The organism is Amycolatopsis sp. NPDC004368 (assembly GCF_053602515.1).
The window spans coordinates 148139-166854 of sequence record NZ_JBSGDT010000001.1 but is presented as its reverse complement, the minus strand read 5'-3'; the positions used below and the strand labels follow the sequence as shown (position 1 = coordinate 166854).

The following is an 18716-nucleotide window of genomic DNA, read 5'->3' as shown; positions in this document are numbered from 1 at the left end:
ACGGATGAGCAGAAGAGCGGAGCAACGGACCGCGTGGACCAGCGCGACGAAGACGAGTTCGCGGAGTACTTCTCCGCGAGGCGCGACGCCGTGCGCCGGACCGCGTACTTGCTCTGTGGCGATTGGCACAAGGCCGACGACCTCGCCCAGACGGCGTTCGTCGCCCTGCACCGGAGGTGGAAGAAGATCAGGGACCGCGCGGCGACCGACGCGTACGTGCGCAAAACGCTCGTGCGCGCCGTCATCGACGAGTCGCGCCGGCCGTGGCGGCGGGAGTGGCAGACCGAGGTGCTGCCGGAGCCCGCGTCCGACGCGCCGGGCCTGGCCGACCACGTCGCGACCAGGGAAGACCTGCTGGCGGCGCTGAAGGAAGTGCCGCCGAAGCAACGCGCGGTGCTGGTGCTGCGCTACTTCGAGGGCCTCGACGTCGGTGCGGCCGCGAAGGCGCTGGGCTGCAGCGAAGGCAACGTGAAGAGCCAGACCGCACGAGGGCTGGCGAACCTGCGAGAGGTGCTGGAACGGGAGGTGGAGGCCAATGGATGAGCGCCGGGACATCGAGTCGTTGTTCTCCGGCCTGCCCGGCGAACCGCCGCCACCCACGTTCACGAAGGACGACGTCGTGCGCGAGTCGCGCCGGCTCACGCTGCGCCGCCGCAACCGCATCGCCGCGGGCGGCAGTGCCGTCGTGCTGGCGCTGATGGGCTTCGGCGCGTGGGGTCTCGTGGCCGGCGGCGCGGGCGGAAAGTCCGATTCCGCCTCCGTCATGAATTCGGCGGAGGCTCCGGCGCAACCCGGGGCTTCGGCCGCGCGTCCTCTGGGTACTGGGGAGGGGAACTTCCCGGCTCTGCCGCCTCAGCAGGGAGGTAGTGGAGACGGGAGGACCGGCCCTCGGGTCGAAGGCGCCTCCGGGTGCGAAAAGGTGGACTGGGAGCTCGCCACAGCCCTCGCTGGCGAGCTCCCAGGACACTTCACCGCCACGAGCGCCTCCCAGGGCAGTATTTGCACGACGGGCGCCCGCGGCGCCGGGTTCCCCGTGCCCGGCGGAACGATCTCCGTGGCCGTGTTTCCGCGCGGCGCACCCGTGACGTACCCGGCGCAGTCGGCGGGCGCGGTCACCGAGCGGTCCGCGACCGGCAGCGGCGGGACCCTCGTGCTCGTGAGCGTTCCGGGGAGGTTGGGGCAATCCGCGCCGTACGCAGGTGACCTGGCGCGCTTCGCCGCCTCGCTCGCGCCGCGGTTCTGACGCCCGCCGCGGGCGCGGCTGGCAGAATGATGGGCCATGACGGCAGCAGCAACCACCCCGAAGGGCGAGCGCCGGCGAGCCACCCTCGTCGAAGCCGCCGCGGAGCTGCTCGCCGAGGGCGGCTTCGACGCCGTGCGCCACCGTGCCGTCGCCGAGCGTGCCGGCCTGCCGCTGGCGTCGACGACGTACTACTTCGACTCCCTCGAAGACCTCGTCACCGCTGCGGTCGAGCACCATTCGCAGGTCGAGCTCGCCAACGGGCGCCAGCAGCTGGAAGAGCTGGCCACCCGCAACCGCGGCGTCTCGGCGACCGTCGAGCTCGTGCTCGACCTCCTGCTGGGCCCGCCCAGCGGCGACCCGGAAGCCGACGCGGAAGCCGTGCTGCTGCGCTACGAGCGGTTGGTGGCCACCGGGCGCCGCCCGTACCTGCGGCCGTTGATGCGCACGCTGTCGGACCAGCTGAACGAGCTGCTGCTGGAGATCTTCACCCGCTCCGGCACCCCTCTGGACACGAGCGAGCTCGAGAAACTGGTCGCCCTGGTCGACGGCGCCGTGGTGAACGCCCTGATCGCCGTCGACCCGGCCCCCCGAGCCGCGGCGGCGCGGATGTTGCAGGCGGCGCTGGCCGAGAGCTGAGCCGCTACCGGCGCGACTTCTTCGCCCGATCCAAGTCGTCCCGCGACTTCGTCACCAGTGCGAACATCGCGCCCTCCGCCGCAGCCGGGTCGCGGGCCAGGATTGCGTCCAGCACCAACTGGTGCGAAGGCACCGGGTTGTCCGACGGGCCCGAGCCGTGCACGAGCTTGTCGCGCTCGGCGAGGCCGATGGCGATGACGCGTTCGACCTGGAGCAGGAAGTTGTTGTGCGTCGCGGTCATCAGGGCGCGGTGGAAGGTCAGGTCGGCGCGCACGCTGGCTTCCGGGTCGTCGCCGGCGGTGATCATGTCGTTCAGGGCGGCGCGCAAGGCCAGCAGGTCGGCGTCGTCGGCGCGTTCGGCGGCGATGCGGGCGGCGGCGGGTTCCACGACGGTGCGGACCTCGGTGAGCTCGTCGAGCAGGCCCGGGTTGTCGCTGGCCGCGGTCTGCCAGCGCATCACGTCGGTGTCGAGCATGTTCCACTGGTCGCGTGGCTGCACGAAGGTGCCGCGCTTCTGGCGCGCGTCGATCATTCCCTTGGCCGCCAGCACTTTCAGTGCCTCGCGCAGCGCGGTCAACGAGATGTCCAGCTCTTCGCGCAGGGCGGGCAGGTCGAGCACGGTGCCCTCGCCCCACTCGTCGGACAGGATCCGGGCGGCGAGCGTCTCCACGGTCTGTCCGTGCAGACCGCGGGGCCGGTGTTCGGACAATGGAGGTCCCCTCAGTCGGCAGCGAAGGCATCCTACCTCGGACGCGATTACGTCATAAATTATGAATACATCTTGACAGCCGCCAGCCCGGTTGCAAGTCTGTGCCAGCAGTCACTCCCCCGCAGGGGAGCGACGCTCCATTCAGACAAAGGGGTCACCGCGATGACGACTGCAGAAGGCCTGTCCCGCCGTCATTTCCTGCGCAACGCCGGCCTCGTCGGCCTGGGCGCGCTCGGTTCGAGCAGCTTCCTCGCCGCGTGCGCCACCTCGGCCTCCAACGGCCCGGTGAAACAGGCCGCCGGTGCGGTCACCGTCCAGTCGAACCTCTCCTCACCGCAGGCGAAGGTCGCGATCGAGGCGCTCGCCAAGGCGTTCGGCGAAAAGGGCGGCGCGACGGCGACGGTCAACACGGTCGCGTCGGAAACCTTCCGCACGCAGCTGCCGAGCTACCTGACCTCGGCGAACCCGCCCGACACCTTCACCTGGTACCCGGGTTCGCTCCTGTCGGGTTACGCCAAGAAGGGCCTGCTGCTCGACGTCGGCGACGTGTGGCAGACGATGGGCAACTACACCCCGGCCATGCGCAGCCTTTCCGGCGACGGCGCGGGCCACCAGGTGTTCGTGCCCACGAGCTACTACTTCTGGGGCTTCTTCTACCGCAAGTCGAACTTCGCCAAGTGGGGCGTGACGCCGCCGAAGACCTGGAGCGAGTTCCTCGCGCTGTGCGAGACGTTGAAGGGCAAGGGCATCTCGCCCATCGGCATGGGCGCGGGCGGCGGCACCCAGTGGACCGCCTCGGCCTGGTTCGACTACCTCAACATCCGCATCAACGGCGCGCAGTTCCACCGCGACCTGCTCGCCGGCCGCGGCCGCTTCGACGACCCGAAGGTCAAGAAGATCTTCGACCCGTGGCGCCAGGCCCTGCCCTACACCGACCCGAACGGCACGGCGCTCGCGTTCCAGGACGCCACCACCGTGCTGCTGCAGGGCAAGACCGGCATGGTGCTCACCGGCACCTTCTTCGCCGACGCCGCTCCGAAGGACGCGCTGGACGACCTCGACTTCTTCCAGTTCCCGATCCTCGACCCGAGCGTGCCCGTCGCCGAGGAGGGCCCGACCGACGGCTTCTTCGCCAGCGCCCGCACGCCGCACGTGGCCGAGGTCAAGGAGTGGTTCAAGTACGTGGCCACGGCCGAGGCGCAGGAGCTCTACATCAAGAACTCCTCCGGCACGGTGCTGCCCGCGAACCCGTCGGCGAAGAACAACGGCACGCCGCTGGTCGTCAAGGGCAAGAAGATGCTCGACGAGGCCAAGGAACTCACGCAGTTCTTCAACCGCGACTCCTCCGACGCGCTGCAGCCCACGGCCGACGCCGCGCTCATCCGCTTCATCCAGAAGCCGAACGAGCTCGACTCCATCCTGAGCGACTGGCAGACCGCCGCGGCGAAGGTCTTCCAGGGGCAGTCCTGACATGGCGGTGCTCGCAGCCCCGGCTGCCCCGGTGAAGCGTCGGAGGCGCGCGGTCCGCCGCGTGCCCCCGACGCTGCTCCTGTTCGTGCTGGTGCCCGTGGCCGTCGAGGGCTTCTGGGTGTTCTGGCCCGCGCTGCAGGGGTTCTACCTGTCGCTGACCAACTGGGACGGGGTGTCCGCGCCGTCGTTCGTCGGTTTCGGCAATTACGCCGAGATGTTCTCCGACGACATCTTCGGCACGGCCGCGCTCGACACCGTGATCTGGATCGTGCTGTTCGGCGGCCTGTCGGCGGTCGGCGGCCTCGGGCTCGCCATGCTGCTCAACCGCGAACGCAAGGGCGTCGGGTTCTACCGGGCCGCGCTGTTCACGCCCGTGGTGTTCTCGCTGGTCGCGACGGCGTTGATCTGGCAGGCGATCTACCAGCCCGACGGGGTGTTCAACAACGTCCTCGGCGCCCTCGGCCTCGACAGCTGGAAGCACTCGTGGCTCGCCGATCCCGACACCGCGCTGTACGCGGTGCTCGTGCCGGCGCTGTGGCGTCAGCTCGGTTACGTGATGGTGCTGTACCTGGCCGGCCTCAAGGGCATCGACCCGGCGCTGTACGAAGCGGCCAAATTGGACGGTGCCACGGGCCGGCAGCAGTTCCGGCACGTGACCTGGCCGCAGCTGCGCAGCGTGAACTCGGTGGTCCTGTCGGTGATCATCATCGACTCGCTGCGGTCGTTCGACGTGGTGTGGTCGATGACGAAGGGCGGGCCGTACCACTCGTCGGAGCTGCTGAGCACCTACATGTACTCCACCGCGTTCCAGTCGCTGCGGCTCGGCTACGCGTCCGCGCTGGCCGTGGTGATCTTCATCCTCGCGTTCGGTGTGATCGTGACCTACCTCGTGCGGGCGTTCCGGGAGGACCAGTGAGCGTGACCACGACCGCGCCGGCGCCGGCCGCCGAGCCGGCCGAGCGCGTGCCGGCCAAGCGCAACCACCGCAAGCAAGGCCGAACGTTCGGCTTCCACCTGCTGGCCGGCGGGCTGTCGGTCCTGTGGCTGCTGCCCATCGTGCTCGTGATCACCACGAGCGTGCGGTCCTTCTCCGACATCGCGAGCAACGGCCTCGGCGCGCTGCCGCACTCGTTCGACCTCGGGTCGTTCGGTGAGGCGTGGGGCGTCGGCGGCGGTGGGCACGCGATGCTCAACAGCATCATCGTCACGGTCCCGACCGTGCTGCTTTCGCTGCTGCTCGCCTCGGCCGCCGCGTTCGCGCTGAGCCGCTTCCAGATCCCGTTCCGGCGCACGATCATCCTCGTGATGCTGTCGGGCAACCTGTTGCCGCCGCAGATCCTGCTGGTCCCGGTGTCGAAGCTGTCCGAGCTGCTCGGCATCTACGACACGCTCACGGCGCTCATCATCGTGCAGGTCGGCTTCGGGCTCGGCTTCTACACGTTCGTGCTGCAGGGCTTCATGCGGTCCATTCCGGACGAGATCCAGCAGGCGGCGCTCATCGACGGCGCCGGGCCGATCACCATCTTCTGGCGCATCATCCTGCCGATGACCCGCCCAGCGCTGGCGGCGCTCGGCGCGCTGGCGTTCACCTGGACGTTCAACGACCTGCTGTGGTCGATCACCGTGCTGCGCACCGAGACCGTGATGCCGGTGACGCCGGCGCTGCTGGGCCTGCAGGGCCAGTACGTGTCCAACTGGAACGTGATCGCGGCCGGTTCGGTGATCGCCGCCGTGCCGACCGTGGCCGTGTTCCTGCGGTTCCAGAAGCACTTCATCTCAGGACTGGCGATCGGGGCGATCAAGTGAGCTTGCGGTGGACACTCGAACTCGAGTCCACTTCGTACACCGTGGCGCTGGAGCCGGGCAACCGGTGGCTGGAGCTCGTCGCGTGGGGTCCGCGCGGCGTCGAGCACGGGCCGTCGCCGCTGGCGAACCGCGGTGACGTGCACTTCATCACCGACGCGGACGCGGCTCCGGTCGAGTACGCACCGCGCGGGCTGCGGCCGTTCTCGGGCGCCGATCTGGTGGTGGCCGGGGACTCCTGGTGGCAGTTCGTCGCCGACGAGTCCATGCCGACGGAGCTGCGGTTGGCGTTCGCCGACTCGCTGACGGGGTTGCGGGCGGTGCAGTGCTACCGCGCGGAGCCGGGCACGGACGTGCTGTGCCGGTGGGTCGAGTTCACCAACACCGGCTCCGCGGCGGTGCAGATCGACCGGCTCGGGTCGGCCGGCGTGTGCGTGCCGACGGGACCTTCCCGGTTGACGTACCTCACCGGCCAGTGGTCGCAGGAGTTCACGCGCCGCTCGACCGTGCTCGAAGCCGGTTCGTTTCGCATGGAGAGCCGCTTCGGCGTGCCGGGCCACCAGTACGTGCCGTGGCTGGCGGTGCAGGACGCGGGTGTGCCCGACGGCCCCGCGTACGGCGTTTCCCTGGCCTGGTCGGGTTCGTGGGAGATCGACGCGGAGATCGAGCCCAGTGGGCTCACTCGCGTGCGGGCCGGTCGGCTCGCCAGTCCCGGTCCGATCTGGCTCGAACCCGGTGCCTCGCTGGCCACTCCGGAACTCGCGCTGGCCTCCAGTGTGGACGGTCTGACGGGCCTTGCTTCCGTGTGGCACGCGTACTCGCGCAAGCTCGCCGGCTCACGCCTGAAGAACCGGCGTCCGGTGCTCTACAACTCCTGGGAAGCCACGGGATTCGAGGTTCAGGGCGCCCGCCAGCTCGACCTGGCCAAGCAGGCCGCCGAACTCGGTGTGGAACTGTTCGTGGTGGACGACGGCTGGTTCATCGGCCGCGACGACGACACCGGCGGCCTGGGCGACTGGACGCCGGAACAGTCGTCGTTCGAGGGCGGATTCGGCGCGTTCGCGGACTCGGTGCGCGCGCTGGGGCTCGACTTCGGCCTGTGGGTGGAGCCCGAGGCGATCAGCCCGAAGTCGAAGCTGTACGCCGAGCACCCCGACTGGATCTACCGCCGCGACGGTCGCGAGCCCACGCTGATCCGCAACCAGCTGCTGCTCGACCTCGGCAAACCCGAGGTGTTCGAGTACGTGCGCGGGATGCTCGACGACCTGCTCACCACGTACCCGATCAGCTACCTCAAGTGGGACATGAACCGCCCGCCGACCGAACGCGGCCGCCCCGGCGCCCCGACGGCCGACCTCGACGCCGAGCACGTGGCCGGCTACCACCGCCTGCTCGACCACCTGCGCACGACGTACCCCGACCTCATCGTGGAATCGTGCGCCGGCGGTGGCGGCCGCACGGACCTGGCGACGGTGTCGCGTTCGGACGTGGTGTGGCCCAGCGACAACACCGCGCCGCTCGACCGCCTGCGCATCCAGGACGGCTTCCTGCTGATGCACGCGCCGCACTTGATGAGCTCGTGGGTCACCGACGCGCCCGGTGTGTTCGACCCGCGCCCGCGTTCGCTGCGGTTCCGGTTCGTGCTCGCGATGGCCGGTGTGCTGGGCATCGGCGCGGACCTCTCGAAATGGGACGCCGACCAGCGTTCGGAGGCCGCGGAGCTGATCGCGCGGTACAAGGACTTGCGCACGATCATCCACACAGGACAGTGTCGGGTCCTTTCGGGACCCGCCGAGGCGACGGTGGCCACGCAGTACACGCTGGGCTCGCAGACCGTCGTGCTGGCCTGGAGCACGGGCGAGCTGGTGGGGACGCCGCTGGTGCCCGGCCGTTCGTCCCGCATCAAGCTGCGCGGCTTGGACGCGTCCGCGACCTACCGCGACGAAGCCGGCGCCGAGTACTCCGGTGCCCATCTCGTGCACGTCGGTCTGCCGGTGGAGTGGACCGCCTCCCGCGATGCCGAGATCTTCGCCTTGACGCAGGTCTGAAGCAGGTTCGACAAAAAGAGCGCCCTGCCGGTTCTTCACCGGCAGGGCGCTTTCGTGTGAACCAGGTCAGAGTGCCAGCACGAAACTCGGCGACCCCGTCGTAAACTCCACGACCTCGGCCTTCCCCAGCTCATCCAGCGGAAACGCCGTGATCTTGTCGGCGAACTGTGCCGCGACGTAACAAATCCCGTCCACCACGGCGAAGTGCCGCGGGTGCGCGCCGCAAGCCTGATCCGCCACGGCGGCCACGGGCGACCCCGAGAACGCCGTGACGACGTCCGCCCCGCGGTTCGACAGGTACACCCCCGAGTCGAGAACCTCGAGGTGGGCCACGATGTTCTCGCCGTCGAAAGCTCCGTGGACAGCGGGCGTCGAAGCGACAACGGAGAACGCGCCCGGCGATGTCTCCCGCACCGTCAGCAGCTCACTGGACAGCTCACAGGCCACGTACGCCAGGTCGGTGCCGGGAATCCGCACGAGCTGCCGCGGCCCGCTCCCCGCCGGCAAGGGGGACACGGCCAGCAACGTCAGCTCACCGGCGGCCGACAGCGTGTAGCTGCGGATCTCGTCCGTCCCGAGGTCCACGGCGCTCACCACGGACCCGTCGGCGTTCGGCACCGCCATGTGCACGTGGGCCGCCTCCTGCCGGACCTCGTGCGGGCCGGTGCCGCTGTGCTGCGCGAGGTCCGTCCGGCCCGTGATCCGGCCTTCCGGGGACAGCCCGAACACCGCGAGACTGCCGCCGGTGTAGTTGGCGCACAGCAGGAACCGGCCGTCGGGCGTCACGGCGAGGTGGCACGGGTGCGCACCGCCGCTCGGTACCTCCGAGTCCAGCACGGACAGCGCACCGTCCACAAGCGACACCGACGAGACGGCGCCGTCGTCGGTCTCGTTCGTGGTGTACAGCACCGGCAACGTCGGGTGCTTGACCAGCCAGGACGGTGACCGCAGCTCCAGCGTCGACTCCAGCACCAGCCCGGAAGCGTCCCGGCGGAACGTGGAGATCCCGCTGCCCTTCCCGCCCATCTCGGCGGTGTAGCAGCCGACCAGCACGACGTCCGTCACGAGCCCTCCCTCACCATCGCGGCCACGCGGGCGCGGATGTCCTCGGCCGTCCCGCGCGTGAGCGCCGAACCCATGCCGACGGCCACCGCTCCCGCCGCGAGCCACTCTGGCACGTCCTCGGGGGCGATTCCACCCGTCGGCACGAGCGGTGCCTGCGGCAGCGCGGCCCGCACGTCCTTGACCCACCGCGGGCCGAGTGCCGTGGCCGGGAAAACCTTCACCGCGTCGGCGCCTTCTTCCAGCGCCCGCACGATTTCCGTCACGGAACCGGCGCCCGGGAACGCGGCCGCGCCGTACCGGTGAGCGGTGCGGATCACGGCGGCCTCGACGTTGGGCGACACCAGGAACCGCGCCCCCGCGCGGATCGCGAGCACGGCCGAAGCCTCGTCGAGCACCGTGCCGGCGCCGATCGTGGCGTCGGGGTAAGCCGCGCCGAGCTCCTCGATCGCCGCCAGGGCACCGGGGTTCGTGAGCGGGACCTCGATCGACCGCAGGCCCGCGTCCAGCGCGGCGCGCGCGGCGACCACGGCGGACGCGGCGTCGGGCGTGCGCACGATCCCCACGACCCCCTGCCGCAGGGCCGCGTGCGTGATCTCCCACCGGTAGCTCATCGATGTACCTCCTCGCCGCCACCCAGGGCGGCGCTCGTGCGGGCCAGCTCGGCCCGGTCGGGCAGTCCTTCAAGGTCAGTGCGCGTGCCGACGACCAGTGCGGCCGAAACCGCCCCCGCCAGCAGTGCCTCGGCGGGGGAGCCGCCGCGCAGCCAAGACGACAGGTAGCCGGACGTGAGCGCGTCACCCGCGCCCACGGGGTCGACGACGTGCGTGACCAGCGTTTCCTGGCTCCACTCGTACTCGGCCGTGACCGCGCGCGCCACCTTGTCGCGCTGCTTCACCACCACCGTGCCGACCCCCCTGACGATCAGATCGGCGGCCGACGCGTCGAGCAGTTCCAGCTCGTCCTCACCGGCGAACACCAGATCCGCCTGGGGCAGCAGCGGTCCCACGGTCTCGCGCCACTGCGCCGGCGCCGCGAGCTTGAGCCGCACGTTGGGGTCGAACGCGATCGTCGCCCCCTCCGCACGCGCCAGTTCGAACAACGCCAGCACGGCGTCGCGCGCGGACGGCGACAGCATCGCCGTGATCCCGGAGACGAGAACGAGCCGCGCGCCACCCAGGCCGGCGGTCCGCACGAAGTCGGCGGAGATCGAGCACGCTGCCGATCCCGCGCGGTGGTACTGCACGTCGATGCCGCGGCCCGGGGTGTCGTCGCGCAGCAGCAGCCCGGTGAACCCGGCCGGGTCCACCCCGACGCCCGAGACGTCCACGCCCTCGGCCCGCAGCGCGCTCAGCACAGCGGCGCCCGAGGAGTCGTCGCCGAGGCGGCTGAGCCAGCGCACGCGGTGGCCGAGCCGGGCGAGCCCGACGGAAACGTTGGCTTCTGCCCCGGCTACCGAGGCCTGGAAGGAGTGCGCACGCCGCAGCGCGACGCCGGGCTCGGCGAGCAGCAGTCGCATCGCTTCGCCCAGGGTGAGGACTTCGATGTCGTTCATCGCAGGCAGCATACCGCGTGAAATCTTAATTTAGGATTTATTCTTGACGTGACCTCCGCGGCCCCGGCATGCTGCTCGCGGGCCGGAAGATCACGGCCCCGTTCGGCGCTGTTTCGACGACGAAAGGTGTCGCCCACATGCTCCCGCGTTCCCCACGCAGATCCCGCAGGGCACTAGCGATCACGGCGGCCGCCGCCGCGGCCGCCACCGTGCTCGGGCTCGCGACCCCCGCTTCCGCGGCCCCGGCCTCGCTCTTCCCCCAGCAGTCCGGCGCCGCCGACCAGGGCGCCCCGGACTACTACAACTCCGGCCTGGCACAGACGCCGTACATGGGCTGGAACAACTACTTCGGCATGCCGACCGTGACCGAGGCCGGCGTGAAGGGGGTCGCCGACTACCTCGTGTCGAGCGGTCTCGCGAAGGCCGGCTACAAGTACGTGTGGATCGACGGCGGCTGGAACGCCAAGGTCCCGCGTGACGCGAACGGCAACCTGGTGCCCGACCCCGAGCGGTTCCCCTCGGGCATGGACGCGCTGGTCAAGTACATCCACGACCGCGGCCTGCTCGCCGGCATCTACACCGACGCCGGCCCGTCCGACGGCAAGAACTGCGCCGCAGGCAGCCAGGGCTACTACGAGCAGGACACAAAACGCTTCGCCACCTGGAAGTTCGACGCCATCAAGGTCGACTTCCTCTGCGGCATCGCGAACAACCTCGACCCGGCGAAGGCGTACACCGAGTTCAGCGCGGCCCTGCAGAAGGCGGGCCGCAAGATGATCCTGAACATCTGCAACCCCGTCACCGACGACTGGGGCGTGCCGCACACGCCGAGCCAGACCGCCGGCGTGTCCTACACCTTCGGCCCGCTCGTGGCCGATTCCTGGCGCACCAACACCGACGTGGCCTTCGGAACCCCGTACGAGGGGATCTACAAGGACATGCTGCGCAACGCCGACGTCAACGCGGCGCACCCCGAAGCCAACGGCCCCGGGCACTGGAACGACCCCGACTTCCTGATCCCGATGCGCAAGACCGAGCAGGGCACCCTCGAGATGAACGAGGAGGAGTCGACCACGCAGCTCGTGCTGTGGGCGGAAATGGCCTCCCCGCTCATCATCGGCTCGGACCCGCGCACGCTGCCGCAGTCGATGATCGACACGCTGAAGAACCCCGAGATCATCGCCGTCGACCAGGACAAGCTCGGCATCCAGGGCGTCCGCGTGGCGAACAACGGCTCCACCGACACCTACAGCAAGCGCCTGTCGAAGGACGGCGACCGCGCGGTCGTGCTGCTCAACCGCGGTGACGCGGCCACACAGATGACGCTGAACTTCGCCGACGCCGGCCTCACCGGCAAGGTCTCGATCCGCGACCTGCGCGCCCGCGCCGACCGTGGCAGCGCCACCGGCACGTACACCGTCACGGTTCCCGCGCACGGCACGGCGTTCCTGAAGCTGCACGGCACGGACCTGGTGCCGGGCACCAGCGTCGCGAGCGGCGCGACGGCCAGCCCGGCCGTGGTGCGCACCGGTGGCAAGACCGTGACCTTCACCCGCGGCCCGCTCGGCGTGCTGGAGACGCAGGGCCTCGGTCGCGGCACCTCGGTCATCGGCGGCCCGTTCCTCGGCCAGCCGGCGGCGAACGTCCGTGGCTCGAACATCGACGTCTACGTCCGCGGTCTGGACAACGCCGTGTGGCAGCTGACCTACGACGGCAAGCGCTGGGGCGCGTGGCACCGACTCGGCGGGAACCTCACCGACTCGCCGTCCGTGACCGCCGACGGCACGCTCTACACGCGCGGCACCGACGGTTTGGTCTGGACCCGCACCACCGACGGCCGCTGGTCCTCGCTCGGCGCGCCGAACGACACGCAGATCTACGGCCGCCCCGGCGCCGCGACCTCGACGACCGGCACCACGGTCGCCGTCCGCACCCCGGACGACGGCGTGTGGGTCCGCACCCGCGACGGCAGTGGCAGCTGGTCGGACTGGACGAACATCGGCGGCACGATCTCCAGCAGCCCCACGCTCGTGGCGCAGGGCGACAAGGTGTCGGTGTTCGCGCTGGCCAGCGACTACACGCTGTGGCAGAACGACCGCAACGGCGCCGCCTTCTCCGGCTGGTTCAAGCAGGCGAAGTACCCGTCCGGCAGTGTCGTCGGCACCCTCGGCGGTGCGGCTGACGCGAATGGTGTCTGGCTCGGAGTGCGTGGTCCGGACGACCATGTCCGCGTAGACAAGCTCTGAGCTCAGGGCTTCAAGGAGAGGATGGGGCGATGTCCACACCAGACAACCCGACGGCCGTGGTGACCGGTGCCGCGTCCGGCATCGGCGCGGCGACGGCCCGCCGGCTGCAGGCCGACGGCTACCGGGTCGTGGGTGTGGACCTCGCCCCCCTCCCCGGCGACCTCGCCGGCGTGCGCGGCGACGTGACCGCCGAGTCGACCTGGGCGCGGGTCATCGAGCAGGCCGGCGAGGTCGATGCTCTCGTCAGCAACGCCTATGTGCCGACCACCGGCCCGCTGCACGAGATGGCGCGGGAGCAGTGGCAGCACCAGCTCGACGTGAACCTCACCGGTTCCTACCTCGCGGTGAAGGCGTGCCTGCCGTCGCTGCGGGCGCGGCGCGGTTCCGTCGTGCTGGTGTCCTCGGTGCACGCGCGCTTCGGTCTGCCGGGCCACCCGGCGTACGCGGCGAGCAAGGGCGCGCTGGTTTCGCTGGCGCGCCAGCTCGCCGTGGAGTACGGGCCCGAGGTGCGCGTGAACTCGGTGCTGCCCGGGCCCGTGCGCACGCAGGCGTGGGACCGGATCAGCGAAGAGGACACCGAACGAAGTGCGCGGGCGACCCCCGCGGGCCGGCTGGGCGACCCGGGCGAGGTCGCCGCGGTGATCGCGTTCCTGCTCTCGTCGGGGGCGTCGTACGTCACGGGTGCCGACCTGACCGTCGACGGCGGCTGGTCGGCCGCCAAGGATTCCGCTTAGACCGCGTCTCATAGACCGTGTCTCTTAGAACATGGGGGCCAGGTGAAGATCACCGGTATCGAGACATTCCTCGTCGCACCACGCTGGTTGTTCCTGAAGGTGTCGACCGACGAGGGCGTCTCCGGCTGGGGCGAGCCCGTGGTCGAGGGCCGCGCCGAGACGGTGCGTGCGGCCGTGCACGAGATGGCCGAGCTGCTCGTGGGCCAGGACCCGCTGCGCATCGAGGACCACTGGCAGACGTTGCGCCGCGGCGGGTTCTACCGCGGCGGACCCGTGCTTTCCAGTGCGCTCGCGGGGTTCGACCACGCGCTGTGGGACATCGCGGGCAAGGTGCACGGGGTGCCGGTGCACGAGCTGCTCGGCGGCCCGGTGCGCGACCGCGTGCGCGTGTACTCGTGGGTCGGCGGCGATCGGCCCTCGGGGATCTTCGACGCCGTGTCGGCGCAGGTCGAAGCCGGGTTCACCGCGGTGAAGATGAACGTGGCGGGACCGCTCGCGCCCATCGCGTCACCGGCCGAAGCCAACGCGGCGCTGGCCCGGGCGCGTGAGGCGCGCGAGGCGCTGGGCCCGGAGCGCGACCTCGCCATCGACTTCCACGGCCGCGTGTCGCCCGCGATGGCGCGCCGGCTGGTGAAGATGCTCGAAGAAGTGCAGCCGATGTTCGTCGAGGAGCCGGTGCTGCCCGAGACCCAGGGTGGTGCGCTGGCCTCGGTGGTGTCCGCGTCGACGGTGCCGGTCGCGGTCGGCGAACGGCTGTACTCGCGCTGGGAGTTCAAGCCGGTGCTCGACGCGGGCGTCGCGGTGGTGCAGCCCGATCCGTCGCACGCGGGCGGGATCTCCGAGCTGCGGCGCATCGCGGCGCTCGCCGAGGTCTACGGCGCGAGCATGGCCCCGCACTGCCCGCTCGGGCCGATCTCGCTCGCGGCCTCGATGCAGGTCGCGTTCGCCACGCCCAACTTCCTGATCCAGGAACAAAGCCTGGGCATGCACTACCACCAGGGCCTCGAACCGCTGAGCTACCTCACCGGCTCAGGCCTGTTCCGCTTCACCGACGGCTACGCGGCCCGCCCCACCGGCCCGGGCCTCGGCATCGAGGTCGACGAGGCCGCGGTGCGCCGCGCCGACGAGAAGGGCCACTCCTGGCGTTCGCCGGTGTGGCGCCTGGACGACGGCGGGCTCGCCGAATGGTGACCGACGTCGTGTGGCTCGACAACGGCGTGTTGCGCCTCGGCATCGTCCCGGCCCTGGGCGGGCGGCTGTTGTCGCTGGTCCACGGCGGCGTGGAGTTGTTGTGGCGCAACCCGGCGTTGCTGGGCGACGACCTGCGGCTCCTGGACGGTCGCGACCCGGTGCCCAACTCCGGGCGGATGGGCGACTGGGTCAACTACGGCGGCGACAAGACCTGGCCCGCACCGCAGGGCTGGGACGGGCCCGGGGAATGGGCGGGGCCGCCGGACCCCGTGCTGGACTCGGGCCCGTACGCCGTCTCCGGTCTTTCCCCGTTGTCGGTGACGCTGACCAGCGGCGTCGATCCGCGCACAGGCCTGCGGTTCACCCGCTCGTTGACGTTGGGTTCCGGCGCGTCGTACACGCTGCGGCTCACGGCGGAGAACTGCAGTTCGGCGCCCGTGCGCTGGGCCTTGTGGAACGTGACGCAGCTGCCCGGCGGCGGCACCGTCACGGCGGGTCTGGCGGGTACACAGGCGCCGGCCGTGGTGGAGCTCGTGGCGGGCACCGGGAACCCCGAGTACACAGTGGACGGTGCCACGCTGGTGGTGCCGCCCCAGGACGTCGTCGGCAAGCTCGGGGTGCCCGACACGGCGGGCTGGGTGTCGTGCTCGGTCTCCGGGGTCACGCTCACGCTGTCGTTCGACGTCGACGCCGGCGCTGAGTACCCGGACTCCGGTTCGCCGCTGGAGATCTGGCTCGAGCACCCGTTGCCGGAACCGCTCGCCGCGCTCGGTGACCTCGACCCGCCGGGGCGGATCGTCGAGCTTGAGGCACTCGGCCCGATGACCACGCTCGCGCCGGGTGCGCGGACTTCGTTGACGGTCATGGGATCCGTCGGCCGCTGACCGGGCACCCGCTCGCCGGAGTGCCGGGCCGAGCGGCTCAGGCGTTCGTCGGTGTGCGCTCGGTCACGGTGACCAGACCGTGGACGTTGACCGCCCATATCCGGTCAACGTCGGCCTGCGTGATCGAGCCTATGGGCCCGGACACCCCGGTGCCCGCGTTGCCGACCAGGATGTCTTCGGCGACGAGCTTGGCCTGCCGGCCGCACCAGAAGTGCTCACACCAGTCGGGTTGGATTTTCCAATTCGCGGGGCCCCGGGATAAATCCCTCGCGTCCGCCGTGTCGGTTGTGTCAGGCTCTGGCCCGGCTCGGTGCACGGGGTGCCGAGGCCTTCGCGAGGCCGAACCGGTGGTGCCCACCTGGGTCCCACCGGCCCCGACCACCTCTGACCTGCACGGGTATCGTGGCCGCGTGACGGACAAGCCCCGGATTCCCAACGTGCTCGCCGCCCGCTACGCCTCGCCGGAGCTGGTGCGGCTGTGGTCTCCCGAGCAGAAGGTGGTGCTGGAGCGCCAACTGTGGCTCGCCGTGCTGCGCGCGCAGAACGAGCTGGGCGTCGAGGTGCCCGAAGGCGTGCTCGCCGACTACGAGCGGGTGATCGACGACGTGCGCCTCGACTCGATCGCCGAGCGCGAGCGGGTGACGCGCCACGATGTGAAGGCCCGCATCGAGGAGTTCAACGCCCTCGCCGGCCACGAGCACGTGCACAAGGGCATGACCTCGCGCGACCTCACGGAGAACGTGGAGCAGCTGCAGCAGCTGCGGTCGCTGGAGCTCATGCGCGGCCGTGTCGCCGCGGTGCTCGCGCGCCTGGCCGCGCTGGCCGTGGAGCACTCGGACCTCGTGATGGCCGGGCGTTCGCACAACGTCGCCGCGCAGGCCACCACGCTCGGCAAGCGGTTCGCGACGGCGGCCGACGAGCTGCTGGTCGCGTTCTCCCGCCTGGACAACCTCATCGAGCGCTACCCGCTGCGCGGCATCAAGGGCCCGGTCGGCACCGCGCAGGACATGCTCGACCTGCTCGGCAATGAGTCCACTTTGGACCTTCTTGAGTCGAAGATCGCGGAGCACCTCGGCTTCCGCAACCACTTCGTGAGCGTGGGCCAGGTCTACCCGCGGTCGCTCGACTTCGACGTGCTGTCCACGCTGGTGCAGCTGGCCGCGGCGCCGTCGAGCCTCGCCAAGACGATCCGGCTGATGGCCGGCCACGAGCTCGTGACCGAGGGCTTCAAGCCGGGCCAGGTCGGCTCGTCGGCCATGCCGCACAAGATGAACACGCGCTCGTGCGAACGCGTCAACGGCCTGGCGGTGGTGCTGCGCGGGCACCTGTCGATGATCGGCGAGCTCGCGGGCGACCAGTGGAACGAGGGTGACGTCTCCGACTCGGTCGTGCGCCGCGTCGCGCTGCCCGACGCGTTCTTCGCGCTGGACGGCCTGCTCGAGACGTTCCTCACGGTGCTGGCGGAGTTCGGCGCGTTCCCTGCGGTGGTCGAGCGTGAGCTCGATCGCTACCTGCCGTTCCTCGCCACCACGAAGGTGCTCATGGCGGCGGTGCGCGCCGGCGTCGGGCGCGAGGCGGCCCACGAGGCGATCAAGGAGAACGCCGTCGGCGTGGCGCTGGCCATGCGCGAGCGCGGCACCGAGAACGACCTGCTCGACCGCCTCGCGGCCGACTCCCGCTTGCCGCTGGACCGCGGTGACCTCGACAAACTCCTCGCCGACCGCATCTCGTTCACGGGTGTGGCGCCGGCGCAGGTCGAGGAGGTGGCCCAGCGCGTGGAGCGAGTGCTGGAGCGCTTCCCGGAGGCGTCGGGTTATTCGCCGCGGCCGATTCTGTGAGCAGCGCTGACGGGACCTGACGGAATATCGGGCTACTGCGGAGCGAGGCGGCGTCCCAGCCCCTGGGCACTGGCGACAGAAGGAGAGTCGACGATGCCCCTCGCCCGCCGTGCCCTGGTCCTCCTGTTCACCGCCGGGCCGGCGGGCCGCTTGTTCGAGCGGCCCGCCACCGCCACCGCCACCGGCTGCGGCGCAGGTGGCGTGCCGGGTGGTGCAGACGCCGGTCTCGGTACCCGGTGCCGCCGCCGCATCCCGCTCACCGGAATCCGATCCCGGCTCGACTGGTGCGCGTCTTTGTGATTGCGCTTACTCAGTCCACCTAGTGAGACGAAGTTACCCGATCGGGCGAAAGCCCTAATCTCGGACGCTGAACCCCGGAAGCGCCAGGCCGCACCCCGCGGCCTGGCGCTTCCTCGTTTCCGGCACCCGTTCCAAGCTCCAGGAAGAAGTCATGCGCAAGCTCGTTTCCCTTGTCGCCGTCGTGGTCGCTTCCGTCTTCACACTCACCGCGTGTGGCTCGTCGGACGCGTCGGGCCAGACGCTGCGCGTCGGCACCCTCACGGACGCGCCGCCGAGCATCTACCTCGAAAACGGCCAGTTCACCGGCTACGACAACGAACTGCTGCGCGACATCGCGAAGCGCGAGGGCTTCCAGGTCGAGTTCGTCGGCACCGAGTTCTCGGGCCTGCTCGCCAAGGTCGCGAGTGGCCAGCTCGACATCGGCAGCTCCACGATCTCCGCCACCGCCGCGCGCAAGAAGACCGTCTCCTTCTCCAACGGCTACGACACGAGCTACACCACCGTCGTCGGCAAGAAAGGCGCTGCGCCGGCCGACGCGGGTGCGTTCGCGGGCAAGCGCCTGGGTGTGGTGCAGGGTTCGGTCCAGGACGAGTTCGCGGGCAAGCTCGGCGGCGCCGAGGTCGTGCGCTTCCCCGACTACAACGCGGGTTTCGCGCAGCTCAAGGACGGTGGGCTCGACGGCTGGGTGGTGCCGAAGGACATCGGGCAGAAGTATCTCGACCAGAACCCGAGTGTCCCGCTCGAGTTCGGGTACACCGTGCTGGACAAGGACACGCCCTCGGCCTACGCGGTGGCCAAGTCCAATCCGGACTTGCTGGCCAAGCTCAACGACGGGCTCGCGAAGGCCATCGCGGACGGTACCGTCGCGCGGCTGCACGCGCAGTTCTTCAAGCAGGCGCCCGTGGCGGCGGAGCTCGCCCAGGGCGGTCCCGGTCTGCCGGTGAAGAACGCGTGACTGCCCTATCCTGCATTTTCCGGCCAGCAAGCTGAGGAGTGA

The 18716-nt window shown here is 70.5% G+C and carries 18 protein-coding genes; 14 read left to right on the top strand and 4 right to left on the bottom strand.

Going from position 1 to position 18716, the window contains the following annotated elements:
- The first annotated feature begins 33 nt into the window (after positions 1 to 33).
- The 3 genes from ACWEOE_RS00715 to ACWEOE_RS00705 are packed head-to-tail and all read left to right on the top strand — an operon-like array spanning position 34 to position 1879.
- Positions 34 to 543, top strand: coding sequence for a SigE family RNA polymerase sigma factor (locus ACWEOE_RS00715; protein ID WP_452001959.1), 510 nt, complete (start codon positions 34 to 36; stop codon positions 541 to 543).
- A complete protein-coding gene (locus ACWEOE_RS00710) occupies positions 536 to 1243 on the top strand; it encodes a hypothetical protein (protein ID WP_452001956.1) in 708 nt (235 codons plus the stop codon). Before ACWEOE_RS00715 ends, ACWEOE_RS00710 begins: the two co-directional genes overlap by 8 nt.
- A gap of 36 nt (positions 1244 to 1279) precedes the next feature.
- The gene (locus ACWEOE_RS00705; RefSeq protein WP_452001954.1) at positions 1280 to 1879 is read left to right on the top strand and encodes a TetR/AcrR family transcriptional regulator; all 600 of its coding nucleotides are present in this window, start codon (positions 1280 to 1282) and stop codon (positions 1877 to 1879) included.
- A gap of 4 nt (positions 1880 to 1883) precedes the next feature.
- Here the strand turns inward: ACWEOE_RS00705 and ACWEOE_RS00700 are convergent, their stop codons facing one another.
- Positions 1884 to 2588 carry a FadR/GntR family transcriptional regulator gene (locus tag ACWEOE_RS00700; protein WP_452001951.1) on the bottom strand — a complete coding sequence of 235 codons (705 nt, stop codon included), beginning with the start codon at positions 2586 to 2588 and terminating at the stop codon, positions 1884 to 1886.
- Between the two features lie 162 nt (positions 2589 to 2750).
- Here ACWEOE_RS00700 and ACWEOE_RS00695 point away from each other — a divergent pair, with 162 nt between their 5' ends.
- From ACWEOE_RS00695 to ACWEOE_RS00680, 4 genes are read left to right on the top strand one after another with little or no spacing between them, the layout of a single operon-like run.
- The gene (locus ACWEOE_RS00695) at positions 2751 to 4058 is read left to right on the top strand and encodes an ABC transporter substrate-binding protein (protein WP_452001948.1); all 1308 of its coding nucleotides are present in this window, start codon (positions 2751 to 2753) and stop codon (positions 4056 to 4058) included.
- Between the two features lie 31 nt (positions 4059 to 4089).
- Complete coding sequence (locus ACWEOE_RS00690) at positions 4090 to 4974, top strand: carbohydrate ABC transporter permease (protein ID WP_452001946.1); 885 nt, start codon at positions 4090 to 4092, stop codon at positions 4972 to 4974.
- 2 nt (positions 4975 to 4976) lie between these two features.
- On the top strand, positions 4977 to 5864 hold the full coding sequence (locus tag ACWEOE_RS00685) for a carbohydrate ABC transporter permease (protein WP_452001943.1): 888 nt from the start codon (positions 4977 to 4979) through the stop codon (positions 5862 to 5864).
- A complete protein-coding gene (locus ACWEOE_RS00680) occupies positions 5861 to 7909 on the top strand; it encodes an alpha-galactosidase (protein ID WP_452001940.1) in 2049 nt (682 codons plus the stop codon). Before ACWEOE_RS00685 ends, ACWEOE_RS00680 begins: the two co-directional genes overlap by 4 nt.
- Before the next feature lie 66 nt (positions 7910 to 7975).
- On the opposite strand, the gene ACWEOE_RS00675 is transcribed toward ACWEOE_RS00680, so the two are convergent.
- From ACWEOE_RS00675 to ACWEOE_RS00665, 3 genes are read right to left on the bottom strand one after another with little or no spacing between them, the layout of a single operon-like run.
- Entirely contained in the window at positions 7976 to 8974 is a 999-nt protein-coding gene (locus tag ACWEOE_RS00675; RefSeq protein ID WP_452001937.1) for a lactonase family protein, read from the bottom strand.
- Positions 8971 to 9585, bottom strand: a complete 615-nt coding sequence (locus ACWEOE_RS00670; RefSeq protein ID WP_452001935.1) for a bifunctional 4-hydroxy-2-oxoglutarate aldolase/2-dehydro-3-deoxy-phosphogluconate aldolase — start codon at positions 9583 to 9585, stop codon at positions 8971 to 8973. The genes ACWEOE_RS00675 and ACWEOE_RS00670 overlap by 4 nt, the downstream gene beginning before the upstream one ends.
- A complete protein-coding gene (locus ACWEOE_RS00665; protein WP_452001932.1) occupies positions 9582 to 10526 on the bottom strand; it encodes a sugar kinase in 945 nt (314 codons plus the stop codon). Before ACWEOE_RS00665 ends, ACWEOE_RS00670 begins: the two co-directional genes overlap by 4 nt.
- A 137-nt stretch (positions 10527 to 10663) precedes the next feature.
- On the opposite strand from ACWEOE_RS00665, the gene ACWEOE_RS00660 reads away from it, so the two are divergent.
- The 7 genes from ACWEOE_RS00660 (at position 10664) to ACWEOE_RS00630 (ending at position 18674) form a co-directional block, all read left to right on the top strand.
- Positions 10664 to 12772, top strand: a complete 2109-nt coding sequence (locus tag ACWEOE_RS00660) for a hypothetical protein (RefSeq protein ID WP_452001929.1) — start codon at positions 10664 to 10666, stop codon at positions 12770 to 12772.
- A 29-nt stretch (positions 12773 to 12801) separates the two neighbouring features.
- Entirely contained in the window at positions 12802 to 13506 is a 705-nt protein-coding gene (locus ACWEOE_RS00655; RefSeq protein WP_452001926.1) for an SDR family NAD(P)-dependent oxidoreductase, read from the top strand.
- Between the two features lie 42 nt (positions 13507 to 13548).
- Entirely contained in the window at positions 13549 to 14697 is a 1149-nt protein-coding gene (dgoD, locus tag ACWEOE_RS00650; protein WP_452001923.1) for a galactonate dehydratase, read from the top strand.
- Positions 14691 to 15581 carry a DUF4380 domain-containing protein gene (locus ACWEOE_RS00645; RefSeq protein ID WP_452001921.1) on the top strand — a complete coding sequence of 297 codons (891 nt, stop codon included), beginning with the start codon at positions 14691 to 14693 and terminating at the stop codon, positions 15579 to 15581. The genes dgoD and ACWEOE_RS00645 overlap by 7 nt, the downstream gene beginning before the upstream one ends.
- 410 nt (positions 15582 to 15991) lie before the next feature.
- Positions 15992 to 17419: an adenylosuccinate lyase gene (gene purB, locus ACWEOE_RS00640; protein ID WP_452001919.1), complete on the top strand. Its 1428-nt coding sequence runs from the start codon at positions 15992 to 15994 to the stop codon at positions 17417 to 17419.
- A 93-nt stretch (positions 17420 to 17512) separates the two neighbouring features.
- Positions 17513 to 17719: a hypothetical protein gene (locus ACWEOE_RS00635; protein WP_452001916.1), complete on the top strand. Its 207-nt coding sequence runs from the start codon at positions 17513 to 17515 to the stop codon at positions 17717 to 17719.
- Positions 17720 to 17870: 151 nt separating this feature from the next.
- Positions 17871 to 18674: a substrate-binding periplasmic protein gene (locus ACWEOE_RS00630; protein WP_452001913.1), complete on the top strand. Its 804-nt coding sequence runs from the start codon at positions 17871 to 17873 to the stop codon at positions 18672 to 18674.
- The last annotated feature ends 42 nt before the right edge of the window (positions 18675 to 18716 follow it).

Coding starts and splice junctions, on each gene's coding strand:
- ACWEOE_RS00630 (WP_452001913.1), top strand. CDS start 17,871: ATGCGCAAGCTCGTTTCCCTTGTCGCCGTCGTGGTCGCTTCCGTCTTC.
- ACWEOE_RS00655 (WP_452001926.1), top strand. CDS start 12,802: ATGTCCACACCAGACAACCCGACGGCCGTGGTGACCGGTGCCGCGTCC.
- ACWEOE_RS00635 (WP_452001916.1), top strand. CDS start 17,513: ATGCCCCTCGCCCGCCGTGCCCTGGTCCTCCTGTTCACCGCCGGGCCG.
- ACWEOE_RS00665 (WP_452001932.1), bottom strand. CDS start 10,526: ATGAACGACATCGAAGTCCTCACCCTGGGCGAAGCGATGCGACTGCTG.
- ACWEOE_RS00660 (WP_452001929.1), top strand. CDS start 10,664: ATGCTCCCGCGTTCCCCACGCAGATCCCGCAGGGCACTAGCGATCACG.
- ACWEOE_RS00710 (WP_452001956.1), top strand. CDS start 536: ATGGATGAGCGCCGGGACATCGAGTCGTTGTTCTCCGGCCTGCCCGGC.
- ACWEOE_RS00705 (WP_452001954.1), top strand. CDS start 1,280: ATGACGGCAGCAGCAACCACCCCGAAGGGCGAGCGCCGGCGAGCCACC.
- ACWEOE_RS00670 (WP_452001935.1), bottom strand. CDS start 9,585: ATGAGCTACCGGTGGGAGATCACGCACGCGGCCCTGCGGCAGGGGGTC.
- ACWEOE_RS00645 (WP_452001921.1), top strand. CDS start 14,691: ATGGTGACCGACGTCGTGTGGCTCGACAACGGCGTGTTGCGCCTCGGC.
- ACWEOE_RS00695 (WP_452001948.1), top strand. CDS start 2,751: ATGACGACTGCAGAAGGCCTGTCCCGCCGTCATTTCCTGCGCAACGCC.